Source organism: Microbacterium sp. 77mftsu3.1 (genome assembly GCF_900100525.1).
In the GTDB taxonomy this organism is placed as follows: domain Bacteria; phylum Actinomycetota; class Actinomycetes; order Actinomycetales; family Microbacteriaceae; genus Microbacterium; species Microbacterium aquilitoris.
Map to the genome: position 1 here is coordinate 425413 of NZ_FNCR01000003.1, position 16034 is coordinate 441446.

13 protein-coding genes are annotated in these 16034 nt (G+C 71.3%); 4 read left to right on the forward strand and 9 right to left on the reverse strand.

The window, feature by feature from the left end; translation table 11 throughout:
* Window positions 1-43 precede the first annotated feature (43 nt).
* Window positions 44-1156, forward strand: coding sequence for an alpha/beta fold hydrolase (locus BLR68_RS10645; RefSeq protein ID WP_026302858.1), 1113 nt, complete (start codon window positions 44-46; stop codon window positions 1154-1156).
* Between the two features lie 9 nt (window positions 1157-1165).
* Here BLR68_RS10645 and tadA read toward each other — a convergent pair whose 3' ends face one another.
* The gene (tadA, locus tag BLR68_RS10650; protein ID WP_018186835.1) at window positions 1166-1594 is read right to left on the reverse strand and encodes a tRNA adenosine(34) deaminase TadA; all 429 of its coding nucleotides are present in this window, start codon (window positions 1592-1594) and stop codon (window positions 1166-1168) included.
* A 68-nt stretch (window positions 1595-1662) separates the two neighbouring features.
* Here tadA and upp point away from each other — a divergent pair, with 68 nt between their 5' ends.
* The gene (gene upp / locus BLR68_RS10655; RefSeq protein ID WP_018186834.1) at window positions 1663-2295 is read left to right on the forward strand and encodes a uracil phosphoribosyltransferase; all 633 of its coding nucleotides are present in this window, start codon (window positions 1663-1665) and stop codon (window positions 2293-2295) included.
* On the opposite strand, the gene BLR68_RS10660 is transcribed toward upp, so the two are convergent.
* The gene (locus BLR68_RS10660; RefSeq protein ID WP_040570558.1) at window positions 2280-5816 is read right to left on the reverse strand and encodes a TM0106 family RecB-like putative nuclease; all 3537 of its coding nucleotides are present in this window, start codon (window positions 5814-5816) and stop codon (window positions 2280-2282) included. The two genes, upp and BLR68_RS10660, sit on opposite strands and share 16 nt — an antisense overlap.
* 22 nt (window positions 5817-5838) lie before the next feature.
* Entirely contained in the window at window positions 5839-6738 is a 900-nt protein-coding gene (locus tag BLR68_RS10665) for a hypothetical protein (protein ID WP_018186832.1), read from the reverse strand.
* 56 nt (window positions 6739-6794) lie between these two features.
* Here BLR68_RS10665 and BLR68_RS10670 point away from each other — a divergent pair, with 56 nt between their 5' ends.
* Both BLR68_RS10670 and BLR68_RS10675 read left to right on the forward strand, forming a co-directional pair.
* Window positions 6795-8861, forward strand: coding sequence for an NAD(+) synthase (locus tag BLR68_RS10670; protein WP_018186831.1), 2067 nt, complete (start codon window positions 6795-6797; stop codon window positions 8859-8861).
* A gap of 22 nt (window positions 8862-8883) precedes the next feature.
* Window positions 8884-9441 carry a nucleosidase gene (locus tag BLR68_RS10675; protein WP_018186830.1) on the forward strand — a complete coding sequence of 186 codons (558 nt, stop codon included), beginning with the start codon at window positions 8884-8886 and terminating at the stop codon, window positions 9439-9441.
* 15 nt (window positions 9442-9456) lie between these two features.
* On the opposite strand, the gene BLR68_RS10680 is transcribed toward BLR68_RS10675, so the two are convergent.
* Genes BLR68_RS10680 through BLR68_RS10705 form a run of 6 tightly spaced genes read right to left on the reverse strand, consistent with a single transcriptional unit; the run spans window position 9457 to window position 15985 of the window.
* Entirely contained in the window at window positions 9457-9636 is a 180-nt protein-coding gene (locus BLR68_RS10680; protein WP_018186829.1) for a hypothetical protein, read from the reverse strand.
* Window positions 9637-9640: 4 nt separating this feature from the next.
* Window positions 9641-12643: an AAA family ATPase gene (locus BLR68_RS10685; RefSeq protein WP_018186828.1), complete on the reverse strand. Its 3003-nt coding sequence runs from the start codon at window positions 12641-12643 to the stop codon at window positions 9641-9643.
* Window positions 12640-13788 (reverse strand): exonuclease SbcCD subunit D, encoded by a 1149-nt coding sequence (locus tag BLR68_RS10690; protein ID WP_020665440.1) that lies wholly within the window; start codon window positions 13786-13788, stop codon window positions 12640-12642. The genes BLR68_RS10685 and BLR68_RS10690 overlap by 4 nt, the downstream gene beginning before the upstream one ends.
* A 55-nt stretch (window positions 13789-13843) precedes the next feature.
* The gene (locus tag BLR68_RS10695; RefSeq protein ID WP_026302857.1) at window positions 13844-15325 is read right to left on the reverse strand and encodes an MFS transporter; all 1482 of its coding nucleotides are present in this window, start codon (window positions 15323-15325) and stop codon (window positions 13844-13846) included.
* A 42-nt stretch (window positions 15326-15367) separates the two neighbouring features.
* Window positions 15368-15685: a DUF2277 domain-containing protein gene (locus BLR68_RS10700; RefSeq protein ID WP_018186825.1), complete on the reverse strand. Its 318-nt coding sequence runs from the start codon at window positions 15683-15685 to the stop codon at window positions 15368-15370.
* Window positions 15686-15727: 42 nt separating this feature from the next.
* Window positions 15728-15985 (reverse strand): hypothetical protein, encoded by a 258-nt coding sequence (locus BLR68_RS10705; protein ID WP_018186824.1) that lies wholly within the window; start codon window positions 15983-15985, stop codon window positions 15728-15730.
* Window positions 15986-16034: the final 49 nt, after the last annotated feature.

A 16034-nucleotide genomic window follows, 5' to 3' on the forward strand; every position in this document is an offset into this window, starting at 1 on the left:
CGACGCCCTCGGCATGGATGCGGCGGCCGCCTATCATCGGGTCATGACCCTCCTCGACGGAATCTCGTCCCGCATCATCGACACGGACCGCCTGGGCGTCAACATCCTCGAGCGCACCGGCGACGACCCCGGCACCGCGCCCGACCGCACCGTCGTCCTCCTGCACGGCGGGCTCTCCTCCGCCCTCGTCTGGCAGGAGCTCATGCAGGACCTGCCTGCGGAGTTCCGCGTCGTCGCGGTCGATCTGCGCGGGTTCGGCGGCACGGAGCACATGCCGGTCGACGCGAGCCGCGGCGTCCGCGACCTCAGCGACGACGTCGCCGTCGCGCTGGCAGAGCTCGGCATCGACGCACCGCATCTCGTCGGTTGGGATCTCGGCGGAGCGGTCGCTCTGCAGTTCGCCCTCGACCACCCCGTGCGGACGATCCTGCTCGAGTCCCCCATCTCGCCCTACGGGCTCGGCGGCACGCGCCTGGACGGCACCCGGTTGACCGACGACGACGCCGGCTGCGGCGCGGGCATGGCGAACGCGGAGTTCGTGCGCCGACTCAACGCCCGCGAATCCGACGAGGAGTCCCCCAGCTCGCCGCGGAGCATCTTCCGCTCGTCCTTCGTGGCGGAAGGTTTCACCACCGAGCACGAGGACCTGTGGGTCGAGGCGATGCTGTCGACCTCGACGGCGACCGGCAACTACCCCGGCGAGGCCGTCACCAGCCCGCATTGGCCCGGATACGCCCCGGGCCGCTTCGGCGTGCTCAACGCGCTCGCGCCGTCGAACTTCGACGTGTCGGCGATCGTCGAGCTGCCCGTCAAGCCGACCATCCTGTGGGTGCGCGGCGTCCTCGACCCGATCGTGTCGGACGCATCCTTCTCCGACCCGAACCACCTCGGCGCGCTCGGCATCCTGCCGGACTGGCCCGGCGCCGATATTGCGCCCGCCCAGCCGATGGTGTCGCAGACCCGTGAGGTCCTGCGCCGCTACACGGATGCCGGGGGTGTCGCCACCGAGCTCGCGCTCCCCGGCGTCGGCCACACGCCGCACCTCGAGCGTCCCGCGGTGTTCCGTCGCGCGCTGCTCGAACTGACGGGGTACATCGGGTCGCCGGCATCCCCCGCCCCTCCGACCGAGGCGATCATCCTCAGCTCGTCCGACTGACGCGCGGGATCAGCGCTTCTCGTCGAAGAACGCGCGCAGGAGCGTCGCACCCTCCTCGGCCCGCACGCCGCCCAGGACCTCGGCGCGGTGCGGCATCCTGCGGTCGCGCAGCAGATCGTGGACCGATCCGGCGGCGCCGGCCTTCTCATCCCAGGCACCGAACACGACCCGGCCGACGCGCGTCTGCAGGATCGCCCCGGCGCACATGACACACGGCTCGAGGGTGACGACGAGGGTGCAGTCCTCGAGGTTCCAGGACCCCAGAGCGGATGCCGCGGCCCGCAGCGCGACGATCTCGGCATGCGCGAGGGGGTCGCCGTCGCGCTCGCGCAGATTGCGACCCTCGCCGATGACCTCGCCCGCCCGCGTGACCACCGCGCCGACGGGGACATCACCGTGGGCGGGGGCGGATGCCGCGAGTTCCAGCGCCCTCGTCATCGCCGCATCATCGGCGGCGGGAACGGGCAGACTCACGAGGTCAGCGTAGCCCCGGTACCCTTGGGCTCATGCGTGTGCACGTCGCCGACCACCCCCTCATCACCCACAAGCTCACGGTGCTGCGCGACAAGCGCACCACCTCACCGGTCTTCCGCCAGTTGACGGAGGAGCTCATCACGCTCCTCGCGTACGAGGCGACCCGCGGCGTCCGCGTCGAGGAGATCGAGATCGACACCCCGGTCACCCGCACGACCGGACTCAAGATCAGCGAGCCCCGCCCGCTGGTCGTCCCGATCCTCCGCGCCGGTCTCGGCATGCTCGAGGGCATGACGACGCTGCTGCCGACGGCCGAGGTCGGCTTCCTCGGCATGGCTCGCAACGAGGAGACCTTCGAGCCGTACACGTACGCCGAGCGGCTTCCCGACGACCTGAGCGATCGGCAGTGCTTCGTCCTCGACCCGATGCTCGCCACCGGCGGCTCGCTCGGTGCCGCGATCGACTTCCTCTTCGCGCGCGGCGCGCAGGACGTCACCGCGGTCTGCATCCTCGCCGCCCCCGAAGGCGTCGCCGCCATCGAGAAGCAGGTCGGCGACCGCGATGTGACCCTCGTGCTGGGCGCGATGGACGAGCGCCTCAACGAGAAGGGCTACATCGTCCCCGGCCTCGGCGACGCGGGCGACCGCCTCTACGGGACGGTCTGAGGCGGCACCGTCTGAGACAGCTCGGTCTGGGGCGGCACCGCCCCCTCTGCTGATGCCGTCCCGACCAGACGGGCGAACGCGCTGAGACGCGCGACCCCGTCGGGCGTGCGCGGCAGGTCGTCGAGCAGGCCCGTGCTGTAGACGACGTAGGCCGTGTGCATCGCACGCGAGACGGCGACGTTGATGCGGTTCTGCAGCAGTAGGAACTCGAGCCCGCGCGGCGCATCGCGACCCGACGACGCCGCGAGCGAGACGACGACGACGGCCGCCTCCTGCCCCTGGAACCGGTCCACCGTCCCGACGCGCACGCCGGGGAACCCTGCCGCGACGAGCGCCTCTTCGACGAGCACCTGCTGCGCGTTGTAGGGCGTGACGACGATGACATCCTCGGGTGCGAGGGGACGGGTGGCGTCGCCGTCGGACCAGGGGGTGCCGCTGAGGTCGCGGACGATCCGGACGACCTCCTCCGCCTCCTCCGGCGACTGGGTCGCGTTGCGCGTGTGGGCGATCGGCACGGGGATCACACCGGCGGGCACGCCCTCGAGCCGCCGGAGCGCCGTGTCGGGGTGGGCCTCGAGCCGGCCCTCGTAGGCGAGCTGCGAGACGGGTTCGGCGACCTCCGGCCGCATCCGTCGCGTGCGGGCGAGGAAGTAGCCGCGATCTGCCGGGATGACCGCATGGTCGTCCATCACCCACGCGAGTGCCGACGTGTCGACGGGCTCGGGGTGGGTGCCCTGGCTGACCTGAGGCAGCTGCTGCGGGTCGCCGAGCAGCAGCAGCCGCTTCGCGGCGGCCGAGACCGCGATGGTCGAGGCGAGCGAGAACTGACCCGCCTCGTCGATGACGAGCAGATCGAGCGAGCGGCGCCCGACCCGTCCGGTGTGGGTGAGGTCCCATGCCGTGCCGCCCACGACAAACCCCGCGGGCTGGGAGTCGATGTAGGCGGAGAGCTGGTTCTTGGCGATGACGGTGAAGCGTTCCTGCCCGGTGGCGGGCCCCTTGGGCGCCTTGGCGACCTGCGCCGCATCCACCCCCGCCTCGACGATCCGGTCGAGCATGTGCTCCACCACGTTGTGCGACTGCGCGACGACGCCGACGCGGAAGCCGCGCTCGCGAACGAGGCGCGCCACGACGTGCGACCCGACGTAGGTCTTGCCCGTCCCCGGAGGGCCCTGCACGGCGAGGTAGCCGTCGGTCGCCTCAGCGAGCGCCGCGGAGATGTCGGCGACGTCGTCGCCGGTGCGCGGCAACGGGGTCTCACGGCGCGGCGGGCGGCGGAGCAGCAGGTCGGTCGCGGGATCGGTCGGCAGTGCCGGCGCCGCGGCCAGCACGGCGTCGGCCCACTCGTCGACGGCGGCCTGCTGGCTGCCTGCTCGCGGTGGCGCGGGCGGGGTGAGCGCGACGGGCAGCTCCTGCCAGGTGAACCCCTGATAGGCGTTCTCCTCGATCACGACACCGTCGTCGAGGACGTCGACGACGGAGATGGACCGCGCCGCGTGGATCCACCGCGGGCTCGTCTCGATGGGGAACGGCGCCGGCAGCTCGTAGACGGCATACGGGCTCTGCCCCACGGTCACCCGCGTGCCGGGGGCGAACTCGCCCCGGATTTCGACGACACGGCGGACGGCGGTCAGGCCTTCCGGGCGGTGCCAATCGGTGAGCACCCGGCAGCGGTCGCGATCGACGACCACGACGTCGCGGGTGTCCTCCCAGACCGACACCGGCTCGCGGAGGCGGAGGAAATGCGTCGCCCAGAAGGTCTTCGCCTCGCGCGGGTAGTAGTCGATCGCCGCCGCCCCGAGTCGGAGCGCCTGCGCGACCGATTCGTCCTCGGCGTCGGCGGCGAACCGGGCGAGCGCATCCGCGCGCGGCGAGGGCTCATAGACGGCTTCGCCGGCGTCGGGCTCCCGCGAGGGCACGAGGTTCGCCTCGCGGGCCCGCTCCACGAGCCAGTCGCGCAGCCGACGCGTCGACACGCAGTCGTAGCGGTTGTAATCGGCGAGGTCGTCGAGGATCATACGCGCGGCCTCGTCATCGCCGGCATCCTGCAATCCGCGAGCCTCGACGTAGCGGACGATCGAGTCGTCCCCGCGCTGCACGTCGCTCGTGCGCACCTCGTCGCCCATGTAGAGCGGTTCGAGCTTCTTGATGGAGTACGACCGCGAGCCGACGCGCAGGGCACGCCGGACGATCGGGTAGAGGTCGACGAACACTCCGTCGCGGAGCAGCCGATCGACGGCCGCTTCGCCTACGCCGTGCCGTGCCGCCATGGCGAGCAGGTGCGTCGGCTCGTACGGCGCGTAGTGGTAGATGTGCAGGCCCGGGTGGGCGCGGCGGCGGACGGCGACGAACTCGAGGAAGTCCTCGAGCGCGCGCTTCTCGTCGGCGAACGAGTGGGCCCACAGCGCGGAGTACTGCTCGGTCTCGTCGACCCAGCCGAACAGGTAATCGATCCCCCACTGCACGGCCGCGCCCTCGGTATAGAGCGGGTCGCCCTCGAAGTCGAAGAACAGGTCGCCGTGGTCGGGTCGCGGCAGTGCCCCCAGGGCCTTGGGGAAGACGACGTCGAACGTCGGGATCGCGGGCCCCGTCCCGGCGGGGGTGTCGTCGACGCCGCCGGCGGGGCTCTCGAGCTGCAGGCGCGCCTGGGTCCGGAGCCCCGAGAACGTGTCCCACGACATCCGAGGAGGAGCTTCGCGGGATGCCGCGAGGTCGTCAATCGTCGTGATGCCCGCCGCGCGGAGGCGGTCGCGTTGGACGGGACGCATGCCGGCGACCAGCAACAGGTCGCGGTGGGAGACGACCTCGAGATCGCACGTCGCGCACCGTCCGCACGCGACGACCCGGAGCTCGCCGCGGTCATCGCCCCACGGGATGGGCTCGCCTGCCGCACCGGCGGCGAGGTCCCGGTCGGCGATGAGCGCGCGGAGGCGCTCGCGTCGCAGTGAGAAGACCGGCATGAGGTCGCGGACGGCGTGCGTCGAGGTCGTGCCGTCGCCGAGGAGCAGCTGCACCTCGTCGGCGCGGGGCACACCGAGTCGGTCGAGCTGATCCACGTATGCCGCCAGCTGCATGAGGGCCGTGACCCGCGCGTGGCGGGCGAGCTTGGTGTCCTGCACGATCCAGCGGCCGTCGTCGCCGCGGACGAGGAAGTCGGCGAAGCCGACGAACTCCTCGGTCGAGAACGCCGCCTGGTAGACGACGTGGACGGCGGGATCGGCGAGCGCCGCATCGGTCGCGGCGACCGCCGCCGCCAGGCCCGCGGCATCCGACGATCTCGTCTCGGGGATCTCGACGACCGCCCCCGGGTGCGCGACGCGGTAGGCCTCGTACACCCGCCGCTCGTGCTGGGTGCCGAGGCGGCCCGCGCGTTCGAGGGTGAGGTCTTCCGGATCGTCGACCGCCGCGATCCGGCCGAGCTTCGCGTCGATCACCCGCAGCCAGGCGAATTCGCACTCGGCCGCGGCTTTCAGGTCGCTCGCGCTCCAGACGATCCGGCCGTCGTCTTCGATGTATCGCATGATCCCCTCTCGGGAATCGACACTATCCGCGGTCGCCGACACTCTTCCCGAGCATGCCGCGACGCCACCCGTCCATGCGCTGCTGCGCGAACGTCGTCCCGAGCTCGTGGCGCATCTCGGGATGCTCCGCCCAGAACCGGATGGAGGCGTAGATGAGCCACGCGTGGGCGCGGAAGCCGCTGATGTTGAGGTCGAGCAGGATCTCGTCATCGGCGGCTCGGAGTTCGACGGACGGGGTGAAGTCCCCCGTCGTCTCGTCGACGGCCGACACCGTCGGGGCGACGCGCGCGATGCGGGCCCAGTCGATGTCGTCCGTGTCGTCGAGGTAGTAGCGGGTCACGCCCGACGGTCCGATCCCGACGCCGATAGGCAGCCGACCGAAGGATGCCGCGCGCCACGTCGAGACGATCGCGATGCTGCCCGCCAGGAGGACCACGAGAGCCCCCAGGAGCAGCGGGATGAGCCAGATGAGGGCGAGGGCGGCATCCGTCGTCACGGACCGGACGATCGCCCAGACGAACGCCGCGGTCGAGACGACGCCCGCCACGGTGAACCACGCGCTCACCCACGACCCGGCACCGCGCTCGCGGAAGAAGTGCACCCACGAGTCGGGAGGGCGCTTCTCCGCTCGCGTCAGGGCGACGGCGTTGAGGAGTTCCGGCATGCCCCGTTCACCGCCGGCGCGCTCGAAGTGGACGCCGAACCCGAGCGTCGCGCCCGCGAAGACGAGCACCCACCACGTCGCGGCACCGACGTTCCCGCCGAGCACCGCGAACGCGAGCGCCGCAGCGCTCCCGAGCACGACCAGGCTGTAGATCACGACCGTCCACGGACGGATGCGGGTGGGCGTGCCGACCCGCCAGTCCTTCGGGAGCGGATACGGCGGCGGGAGCGGCGGGTATCCGCCGGCACGGGTGGGCACCTGACGATGAAAGCACAGGCTGCCGCACGCGGGCGGGCACCTGACAGACTGGAGCCGTGACCCAGGACCTCCCGTTCGAGAACCCCTACCGGCACGGTTTCGCGCGCGTCGCCGCGTGCACGGTGCCGGTCGCGATCGCCGATCCGGCGACCAACGCCGAGGCGGTCCTGACCAGCGCCCGCGCCTGCCACGACGAGGGTGTGGCCGTCGCCGTCTTCCCCGAACTCGGCCTCTCGGGGTACGCGATCGAGGACCTCGTCATGCAGGACGTCGTGCTCGACGCCGTCCTCACGGCCATCGAGACGCTCGTCGCGGCATCCGTCGACCTCTCCCCCCTCCTCGTCGTCGGCGCACCGCTGCGCATCCAGAACCGGCTCTACAACTGCGCCGTCGTCATCCACCGCGGGCGCGTGCTCGGCGTCGCGCCCAAGTCGCACCTGCCCACCTACCGCGAGTTCTACGAATCCCGCTGGTATGCACGCGGCGACGGCGCACCCGACACCGTGACGCTTGCGGGCGACGAGGTGCCGGTCGGTACCGACCTGCTCTTCGAGGCGACCGACGTCCCCGGACTCGTCGTCCACGCCGAGATCTGCGAGGACTTCTGGGTGCCGGTGCCGCCGTCCTCGCACGCGGCCCTCGCCGGCGCGACCGTTCTCCTGAACCTCTCGGGCAGCCCGATCACGATCGCCCGCGCCGAGGACCGCCGTGTCCTCGCGCAGTCGCAGTCCTTCCGCTGCCTCGCCGCCTACGTGTACGCCGCCGCCGGCCAGGGCGAGTCGACGAACGACGTCTCGTGGGACGGGCAGACGCTGATCTACGAGAACGGCACGCTCCTCGCCGAGACCGAGCGCTTCCCCGACGGACCGCGGCACGCGATCGCCGACATCGACCTCGATCGCCTCCGCCAGGATCGCCTGCGTCAGGGCACCTTCGAGGACAACGCCCGCAGCGAATCCACCTGGTCGAATCGCATCCCCTTCACGGTCGGGCCCGCGGCATCCGTCTCGGGGCTCCGCCGCCCGCTCGACCGGTTCCCCTTCGTGCCGGACGACCCCGCCCGCCTCGACCTCGACTGCTACGAGGCCTTCAACATCCAGGTGTCGGGTCTCGAGCAGCGCCTCCGCGCGATCGGGCAGCCGAAGCCCGTGATCGGCGTCTCGGGCGGGCTCGACTCGACCCACGCCCTCCTCGTCGTCGCGCGCGCCATGGACCGCATGGGACGCCCGCGCAGCGACATCCTGGCCTTCACGATGCCGGGCTTCGCGACCGGCGAGCACACGAAGTCGAACGCGATCGCCCTCGCCGAGGCGATCGGCGCGACGATCGAGACGATCGACATCCGTCCGATGGCGACCGAGCTGCTGGCCGGGCTCGGGCATCCGTTCGCGAAGGGCGAGCCCGTCTACGACGTGACGTTCGAGAACGTGCAGGCCGGCGCCCGCACCGACTTCCTGTTCCGCCTCGCCAACCAGCGCGGCGGCGTGGTCATCGGCACGTCGGACCTGTCGGAGCTCGCCCTCGGCTGGGCGACCTACGGTGTCGGCGATCACATGGCCCACTACGGCGTCAACGCGGGCGTGCCCAAGACCCTCATCCAGCACCTCATCCGCTGGGTGATCGCGCACAGCGACGAGTCGGGCGCGACTCTGACCGACCGTGCGAAGGAGGTGCTCCAGGCCGTCCTCGACACCGAGATCAGCCCCGAGCTCGTGCCGGCCGGTCAGGACGGCAAAGTCCAGTCGACCGAGAGCACGATCGGGCCGTACGCCCTGCACGACTTCACGCTCTTCCACGTGCTCCGCTACGGCTTCCGCCCGTCGAAGATCGTCTTCCTCGCCGAGCACGCCTGGTCGGATGCGGAGACCGGAGCGTGGCCTCCGGGCTTCCCCGCCGACGACCGGTTCGCCTACGACCGCGCGACCATCGTGCGGTGGATGCGGGTGTTCCTGAAGCGCTACTTCGGGTTCGCGCAGTTCAAACGCAGCGCCGTCCCGAACGCGCCGAAGGTGTCGCCCGCCGGCTCACTCTCGCCGCGCGGCGACTGGCGTGCACCGTCCGACGGCAACGCGACGGCGTGGCTCGCGGAGCTCGATGCGGCCTTCCCCGGCGAAGCGTCCTGATCCACGGTGGGATGATGGTTCGGTGAAGCTCCTCGTCGCCGCTCTGGATTCCGAACTCGTCGCCTTCCCCGAGGAGCTCCCCGGCTTCGACCGGCTCGTCACCGGGCCCGGCAAGCTGCAGGCCACGTACGCCCTGACGCGAGCGCTGGACCGCGCGAGCTACGACGAGATCGTGGTCGTCGGCACCGCCGGATCGGTGGATGCCGAGACGGTGGGTGTGCACGAGGTGACCACCGCGCTGCAGCACGACGTGTCGGACGTCGACGGCGTCGCAGGTCAGCACGTCTCGCTGCCGCCGACGGTGTCGATCGCCGGCCGCGAGGGGACGACGATCGCGACGGGCGACCACTTCGTCGACGACGCCGACACGGTCGAGGCGATCCGCGCCCTCGGCGGAACACTCGTCGACATGGAGGCATACGCCTACATCTGGGTGGCCCAGCAGTTCGGTGTGCCGATCCGCATCCTGAAGGCGGTCTCTGACAGCGCGCAGGACGATGCGATCACCGACTGGCGTGACGCCGTCGCGATCTGCAGCGGTCAGCTGCGCGAGCGCATCAGCGAGCTGTACGGCGTCTGACGTCCGCGAGAGACCTCAGGCGTCCCGGCGGCTGAACAGCGAACGCAGCACGAAGAAGACGATCAGCGCGACGACGGCGACGAGCAGGAGCTTGCCGACGAGGAAGATCGCCTTGAGCGCGATGTCGACGACGATCCACGCGATGATCACCGCGACGACGACGCCGAGGATGGTCCAGATCGTGCCTTTTCTCATGCCTTCAGCCTAAGGGCTGCGCCACGACGTCCTGCCGGACGATGCTGGGGCCTTCGGGGGTCGCCTCGACGACGAGCTGGGCGGGGATCTGCTCCTTCATCGCCTCGACGTGGCTGATGACGCCCACGATACGGCCGCCGGCACGCAGCTCGTCAAGAGTCCGCATCGCGAGCTCGAGTGTCTCGGGGTCGAGCGAGCCGAAGCCCTCGTCGATGAACAGCGTGTCGAGCCGGATGCCGCCGGCACGCGACGTGACCACTTCGGCGAGTCCCAGGGCGAGCGCGAGCGAGGCCAGGAAGGTCTCGCCGCCCGAGAGCGACTGCGGCGAGCGGAGCCGTCCCGTGTGCGCGTCGAGGACCTCGATGGACAGACCGGATGCCGCGCCCCGAGCCTGCTTCGCATCGGAGTGACGCAGGGTGTACCGGCCCGACGACATCTCGGCCAGGCGCAGGTTCGCGGCGGCGACGATCTCCTCGAGCTCGGCCGCAAGGACGAAGGTCTCGAGGTCCATCTTCATCGTGTTGGGAGCCCTGCCCGCGACGGTGTCGGCGAGACGCGTGATCGCGGCGGCATCCTCGGCCTGGCTCGCAACGGCGCCCGCGGCGGCGTCGATGCGCTCGACCAGGTCGCGCAGGCCCGTCGCGACGTTGACGGAGTCGGCCTCGGCGGTGATCGCGGCGGAGCGGGCCTCGTCCGCCTCGGCCGCTGCGCGTGCCGCGGCGGCCAGGGCTTCGGGCTCGAGGTGCGCGTCGACGGTCTCGAGTTCGAGCTCGAGAGCGCGCGCCCGCGCGGCGGTGAGGGCGGCGGCATGCTCCTCGACCCGATGCGCGAGTCGGCTCGTCTCGTCGGCCGGCAGCAACGCCGCGACGACGTCGTCGAGGGTCTCGAACACCGTGTCGGCGATGCGCGCGTCGCGGTCGCCCGCTGCGGCGTTGGCCGCCTCTCGACGGGTCTGCTCGTCACGACGGGCTTCGAGCAGACGCGCAGCGAGACGGCGGAGCTCCTCATCGGCGGCGATGCGCGCGGCGACGCTCTCGTGATCGCCGCGCGCCGCCTCGACCGCTCGCCGCGCGGTCTGGAGCGTGCCCTCGACCGTCGCGAGCTCTTCGCGCAGAGCGCCCGCGCGCTCTCGAAGAGCAGCTGTTTCGCGGACGGCGTCTGCCTCGAGCGCGTCGATCTGCTCGGCGTCGCGCGTCAGTTCGTCGACGCGCGAACGCGCCGCCGCAGCGGCCGCGAGCTCGTCGTCGAGGTCGGCCAGGGCGGCAGCCAGATCGTCGGCCCCGCGACCGCCTGCCGTGGCCGCGGCCGTCGTGACGGCTTCTCGCGCTGCGGCGGCCGCCCTCGCGGCATCCTTCTCCGCCGCTGCCGCGTCGTCCCGCGCCTTCTCGGCGGCTGCGAGGTCGTCGTCGGTGACCGGTTCGCTGTCGTGCACGGCCGGGCGGGGGTGCGCCGTCGAGCCGCAGACCGCGCACGGTTCACCGTCGGCGAGGGATGCCGCGAGCTCTCCCGCGTACCCGCGCAGGCGGCGGCGGAGCAGCTCTCCGACGCGAGCTGATGCCGCGGCGGAGGCCGCGTTGGCGTCGAGGTACGCGGCGTCGGCGTCGGCCGCGCGGGGAGTCAGCCGCTCAAGCGACCGGGCGGCGTCGAGTCGCGCGTCGAGATCGATGCGCGAGGCGGCGAGGTCATCGTGCCGCCCCGCGATGGCGCGGGCTTCTGCGAGCTGTTTCGCCGCGCGCTGCCTGCGCTCGGGAACGGCCGAGAGCACGGCATCCAGGTCGCGGAGTGCCTCATCCAAGCCGGCCAGCTCGTCGCGGCGACGCTGTTGCGCGTCACCGAGGGCCGCGGCATCCCGCTCCGCCTCGGCGGCAGCCTGGGCGCGGGCGATGCGGCTCGTGAGATCGTCGACCGTCGCGGCGAGGTCGTCGTCCGGCGAACCGCCCGCGGTGTTCCAGGCGTCCTCAGCGGCACGACGATCCGTCTGCGCCGCAGCCAGCACTCCCGCCGCACGCGTCGCGTTCTCGACGGGAGCGCGCAGCGCCTCCGCAGCACGTGCGCGGTCGAGGCGCCCCCGAAGGGCGTCGATCTCGGCGGACTCGGACTCGCGCGCGGAGAGATCCGTGCGCGCCTTCTCAAGGTCGGCAAGACGCTCCGCGATCTGGACGAGCCGCCGATGCTCGGCGGCCGCCGCCTCGGCCCGGGACGTCGCGACCGCTCGTTCGTTACCGCGGGCGTCGACCCGGTACTCGGCTCGGGCGAGTGCGCGCTCGACGGCGTCCTTACGTCCGAGGACGTCGGATTCGAGGGGCGCGTCGCCCGTATCGGTCCCGTGGAGGTCGTGGGCCGCGACCTCGCGCTCGGCGACCTCGAGGAGTGTGCGCACCCTGGCGCCGGTCTCGTCGAGCCGCTTCTGCGCGTCGCGCCGTCGCTCGTCGAGAGCGTCTTTGTACGCCTCGAAGCGCTTGGTCCCGAAGAGGGTGCGAAGCAGCTGCTGGCGTTCAGCGTTGGCCGCGAGCAGGAACCGGGAGAACTTGTTCTGCGCGAGCAGGATGACCTGCTGGAACTGCTGCGCGCTGAGCCCGAGCACCTCGTCGAGGGCGATCCCGACCTCGCGCTGCTTTGCGGCACGTCCGACCCACCGGTCGTCGACCCACTCCTCGAGCTCGGCGCGCGCCGGTTCGAGGGTCAGACCGCCGCCGCGTTTGGCGGGCCGCTCGTATTCGGGCGCGCGCGTCACGCGCCAACGGGTGCCCCCGACCGTGAACTCGAGGCGCACCTCGGTCGGGTCGGTGAGGAAGCTGTGGTCGCTCCGGAGACGCCGGTCGCCGCCCTCGTAGCGCGGTACCGAGCCGTAGAGGGCGAAGCTGACGCCGTCCAGGATGCTGGATTTGCCGGCGCCCGTGCGCCCCGAAATCAGGAAGAGACCGTCGTCGTCGAAGGCGTCGAAGTCGACGACCTGACGCTCGCGGAACGGCCCGAACCCGGTGAGTTCGAGGCGGTGCAGCTTCACGCCATCGCCTCCTGGCGGACGCGCTCGTCGAGCACCTCGTCGATGAGCCCGGCCTCGCGCTCGGTCGCCCCCTGCCCCTCTCGCACGTGCTCGAGGAAGGCCTCGACCAACTCGCGGTCGGAGCGCGCCGCGCGGACGCGGTCGACGTAGGTCGCCGTGTCGCCGGTGCGGACCTTGGCAGGCGCGTGCACGACCTTCGCACAGAAGGGGAACCGCTGCTGCAGCCGACGGAGCGGGTCGGCCTCGGGCAGGTCGTCGGTGTACTCGACGCACACCCATGCCTCCGCATGCTCGGCGAGCGCCTCGTCGGTCAGGATCTCGGCGAACGGACCGCGGAGCGTCACGAGGCGACGGGGAACCGGCAGGTCGAGCCACTCGACGCCGGCGAGGCCGTCGGCATCCAGGTCGATGAGCCAGGAGCCGCGGGGCTTGTCGCCCTCGCCGAAGCTGTAGTGCAGAGGCGCGCCGGCGTAGCGGACACTCTCGGACAGACGCTGCCGCCCGTGGATGTGCCCGAGCGCCATGTAGTCGACACCGTCGAAGGTCGACAGGGGCACGACATCGAGACCGCCCTGCTGGATGTCGCGCTCGAGCTGAGGCGTCGGCTCGACGCCCGCGGCGAAGCAGTGCGCGATCGCCACCGACCGCCCGCCCCGTTCGGCGAGGTCGGCGCGGACGAGGTCCATCGCCCGCCCGAGGACGGCGGCCTGGGTCCGCACCCCCTCCCACCGGTGACGCAGGAGCGCCGGCTCGAGGTACGGGATGCCGTAGAACCGCACCGGCCCGTCGGCGTCCTCGATCGTGAGCGGGGTACCGACGGCATCCGGATCGGTCAGGACGTGGATGCCGTCGCGCAGCAGCCCTGCCTGGAACCCGAGCCGCGCCGCGGAGTCGTGGTTGCCGCTCGTGACGATGACCCGTGCACCCGCGTCGGCGATGCCGCGGAGGACGTCGGACAGGAGCGTGTACGACGCGGCGGCCGGGGTCGCGGAGTCGAACACGTCACCCGCGACGATCACGACGTCGACGCCGTGCTCGCGGACCTGCGCCGTCAGTTCGCTCAGCACACCTCGGAGCGCATCGAGCGTGGAGTGACCGTGGAAGGTCCGCCCGATGTGCCAGTCGGAGGTGTGCAGGATGCGCATGCTCACACGCTAGGTCGAGGCTCCGACATCGCCGCCGAGGCGTGCCGCGCAGGCGTCACTCGGAGGCGGGAGACACCGCTCCTCGACGACGCAGGTTGATCAGATCGACGACCGAGATGAGGGTCGCGATCGCCAGGAAGAGCCCGACCGCCGCCATCCCGTAGGCGTACGCGTCGTGGAAGACGGCGAGGGATTCGAGGCCGGCATCCGATTCGCGGTAGATCGTCGCGTAGAACAGGGACAGTCCGATGGCGGTGCCGACGGCGGTGCCCACGCGTTGGCCGAGCTGACCGACGGATCCCGCGAGTCCGCCTTCGCGGACCGGGATCTCGGACAGGGTGAGGGTCTGGTTCGGCGAGACCACGAGGCCACCTCCCGCGCCCGCGACCAGGAGCGCGGCGGCCATGCCGTAGGCGACGGTCTCGGGCGGCATCGTGTACGCCACGATCGTGAGCGCCACGACGCTGACGAGGACGGTCAGCAGCCCGATGGTCACCAGCTGGCGACCGAACCGGTTGACGAGCAGTCCGCCGTAATACGACGAGAAGGCGCTCGCGACCGCGAAGCCGATCGAGACCATGCCCGCGAAGACCGGCTCGAGGCCCACACCGATCTGCAGGAACAGCGTCCCCAGCAGGAACATCGGCGGGATCGCGGTGAAGTAGGCGACCACCACGAACGTGCCGTTTCGATACGAGGGGATGCGGAACATCCGGAACGGGATGAGGGGCTGACGGCCGGATGCCGCGTACCGCCGCTCCCACCAGAAGAACAGCGTCGCGAACAGGACGAAGGCCGTCAGGAGCCACCAGCGGTTGGGGTCGTCATCGGGCGAGCCGGTCGTGAACAGGAACGGCCACATCAACGAGATGACCGTGAAAGCGAAGAGGACGATGCCGATCGGATCGAGCTGCAGGCGCTTTCCGCTCGCGGTGCGCGTCTGCGGCAGCAGCCAGATGACGCCGGCGAGCACGAGCAGGCAGAGGGGCACGTTGAACCAGAAGATGCCGCGCCACCCGTCGGTCTCTCCACCGATCGCGATCATCAGTCCGCCGAGGGTGGGTCCGAACGCGGTCGCGATGCCGATCGTCGCACCGAAGAGGCCGAACGCGCGGCCGCGTTCCTTGCCCGTGAACAGCTGCTGGATCGTGCCCATGACCTGCGGCATCTGGATGCCGGCCGCGATGCCCTGCACGAGTCGGGCCGCCATGAGCACCTCGATGCTCGGCGCGAGTGCGCACGCGGCGCTCGTGAGGGTGAAGAGGCTGAGGCCGATGATGAAGAGGGCCTTGCGCGACCGCTGGTCTCCGAGGCGGCCGAACGGGACGAGTGCGAGGCCGAAGGTGAGGATGTACCCCGAGACGACGAGCTGCAGCTGGGTCGAGGTCGCACCGAGGGAGGTCTCGATGGCGGGGAGCCCGACGTTGACCTTGCTGAGGTCGAGGATCGTGAACGCGGCCACCGACACGCAGACCCAGAACGCCCGCCAGCGCTGCGAGGAGGACAGGGGGATGCTGGCTGTTACAGGCGATGTCATGACCGTCCCACGTTACCGGCAGCCCGGCGGACGAGGGCGATGTCAGGATGCGGCGACGCGCTCCGCCTTCTTCCGGTCCTGGAACTCCCGGAGGGCCTCGTAGCGGTCCGCGGAGCGGGCACGACGCTTCTCCGCCTCTTCATCGCGATCCTTCGGAGGGACCGTCGACACGAGGTCGTCCAGGAGCCGTCGCGTCGCCGCGGCGATCTCGTCGACGGCGCGGTCGAACGCCTCGGTGTTCGCCTGCGACGGTTTGTTCATCCCGCTGATCTTGCGGACGAACTGCAGCGCGGCGTCGTAGCACTCGGCATCCGTCGCCGCCGGCTCGAAATTGTGGAGCGGAACGATGTTGCGGCACATGGCCGTCACGGTACGCCCGCGTGTCCGCGTCCACCAGGGGGCTCACTCGGCGCGACGATCCGCCTGCTCATCCGTCAGCACGTCGGGGTCGAGGCCCTGCTGGATCTCGGCGCTCTCGACGAACTGGTCGGATGCGGGCTCCGGCATCGGGGCACCGTCGCCCCGGCCCCGATCGGCCTCGTCGGCCGCTTCCTTCTGCTCATTCGTGACGGCGCCGGAGGCGACGACGGCGGTGTCCTCCTCCGACCATCCACCGGCGGGGGCCGCTTCGCTCGTCCGGTCGTCTGCGTCGTTGTCCATGGCCGTCTCCTCATCGTGGTCGTGCAGCCATGCTGGCCCGGATGTGTCG

Excerpts from the sequence above, each read along its gene's own strand:
- BLR68_RS10660 (WP_040570558.1), bottom strand. The coding sequence starts at position 5,816 with ATGCGATACATCGAAGACGACGGCCGGATCGTCTGGAGCGCGAGCGAC.
- BLR68_RS10695 (WP_026302857.1), bottom strand. The coding sequence starts at position 15,325 with ATGACATCGCCTGTAACAGCCAGCATCCCCCTGTCCTCCTCGCAGCGC.
- upp (WP_018186834.1), top strand. The coding sequence starts at position 1,663 with ATGCGTGTGCACGTCGCCGACCACCCCCTCATCACCCACAAGCTCACG.
- BLR68_RS10680 (WP_018186829.1), bottom strand. The coding sequence starts at position 9,636 with ATGAGAAAAGGCACGATCTGGACCATCCTCGGCGTCGTCGTCGCGGTG.
- tadA (WP_018186835.1), bottom strand. The coding sequence starts at position 1,594 with ATGACGAGGGCGCTGGAACTCGCGGCATCCGCCCCCGCCCACGGTGAT.
- BLR68_RS10705 (WP_018186824.1), bottom strand. The coding sequence starts at position 15,985 with ATGGACAACGACGCAGACGACCGGACGAGCGAAGCGGCCCCCGCCGGT.
- BLR68_RS10700 (WP_018186825.1), bottom strand. The coding sequence starts at position 15,685 with ATGTGCCGCAACATCGTTCCGCTCCACAATTTCGAGCCGGCGGCGACG.
- BLR68_RS10690 (WP_020665440.1), bottom strand. The coding sequence starts at position 13,788 with ATGCGCATCCTGCACACCTCCGACTGGCACATCGGGCGGACCTTCCAC.
- BLR68_RS10645 (WP_026302858.1), top strand. The coding sequence starts at position 44 with ATGACCCTCCTCGACGGAATCTCGTCCCGCATCATCGACACGGACCGC.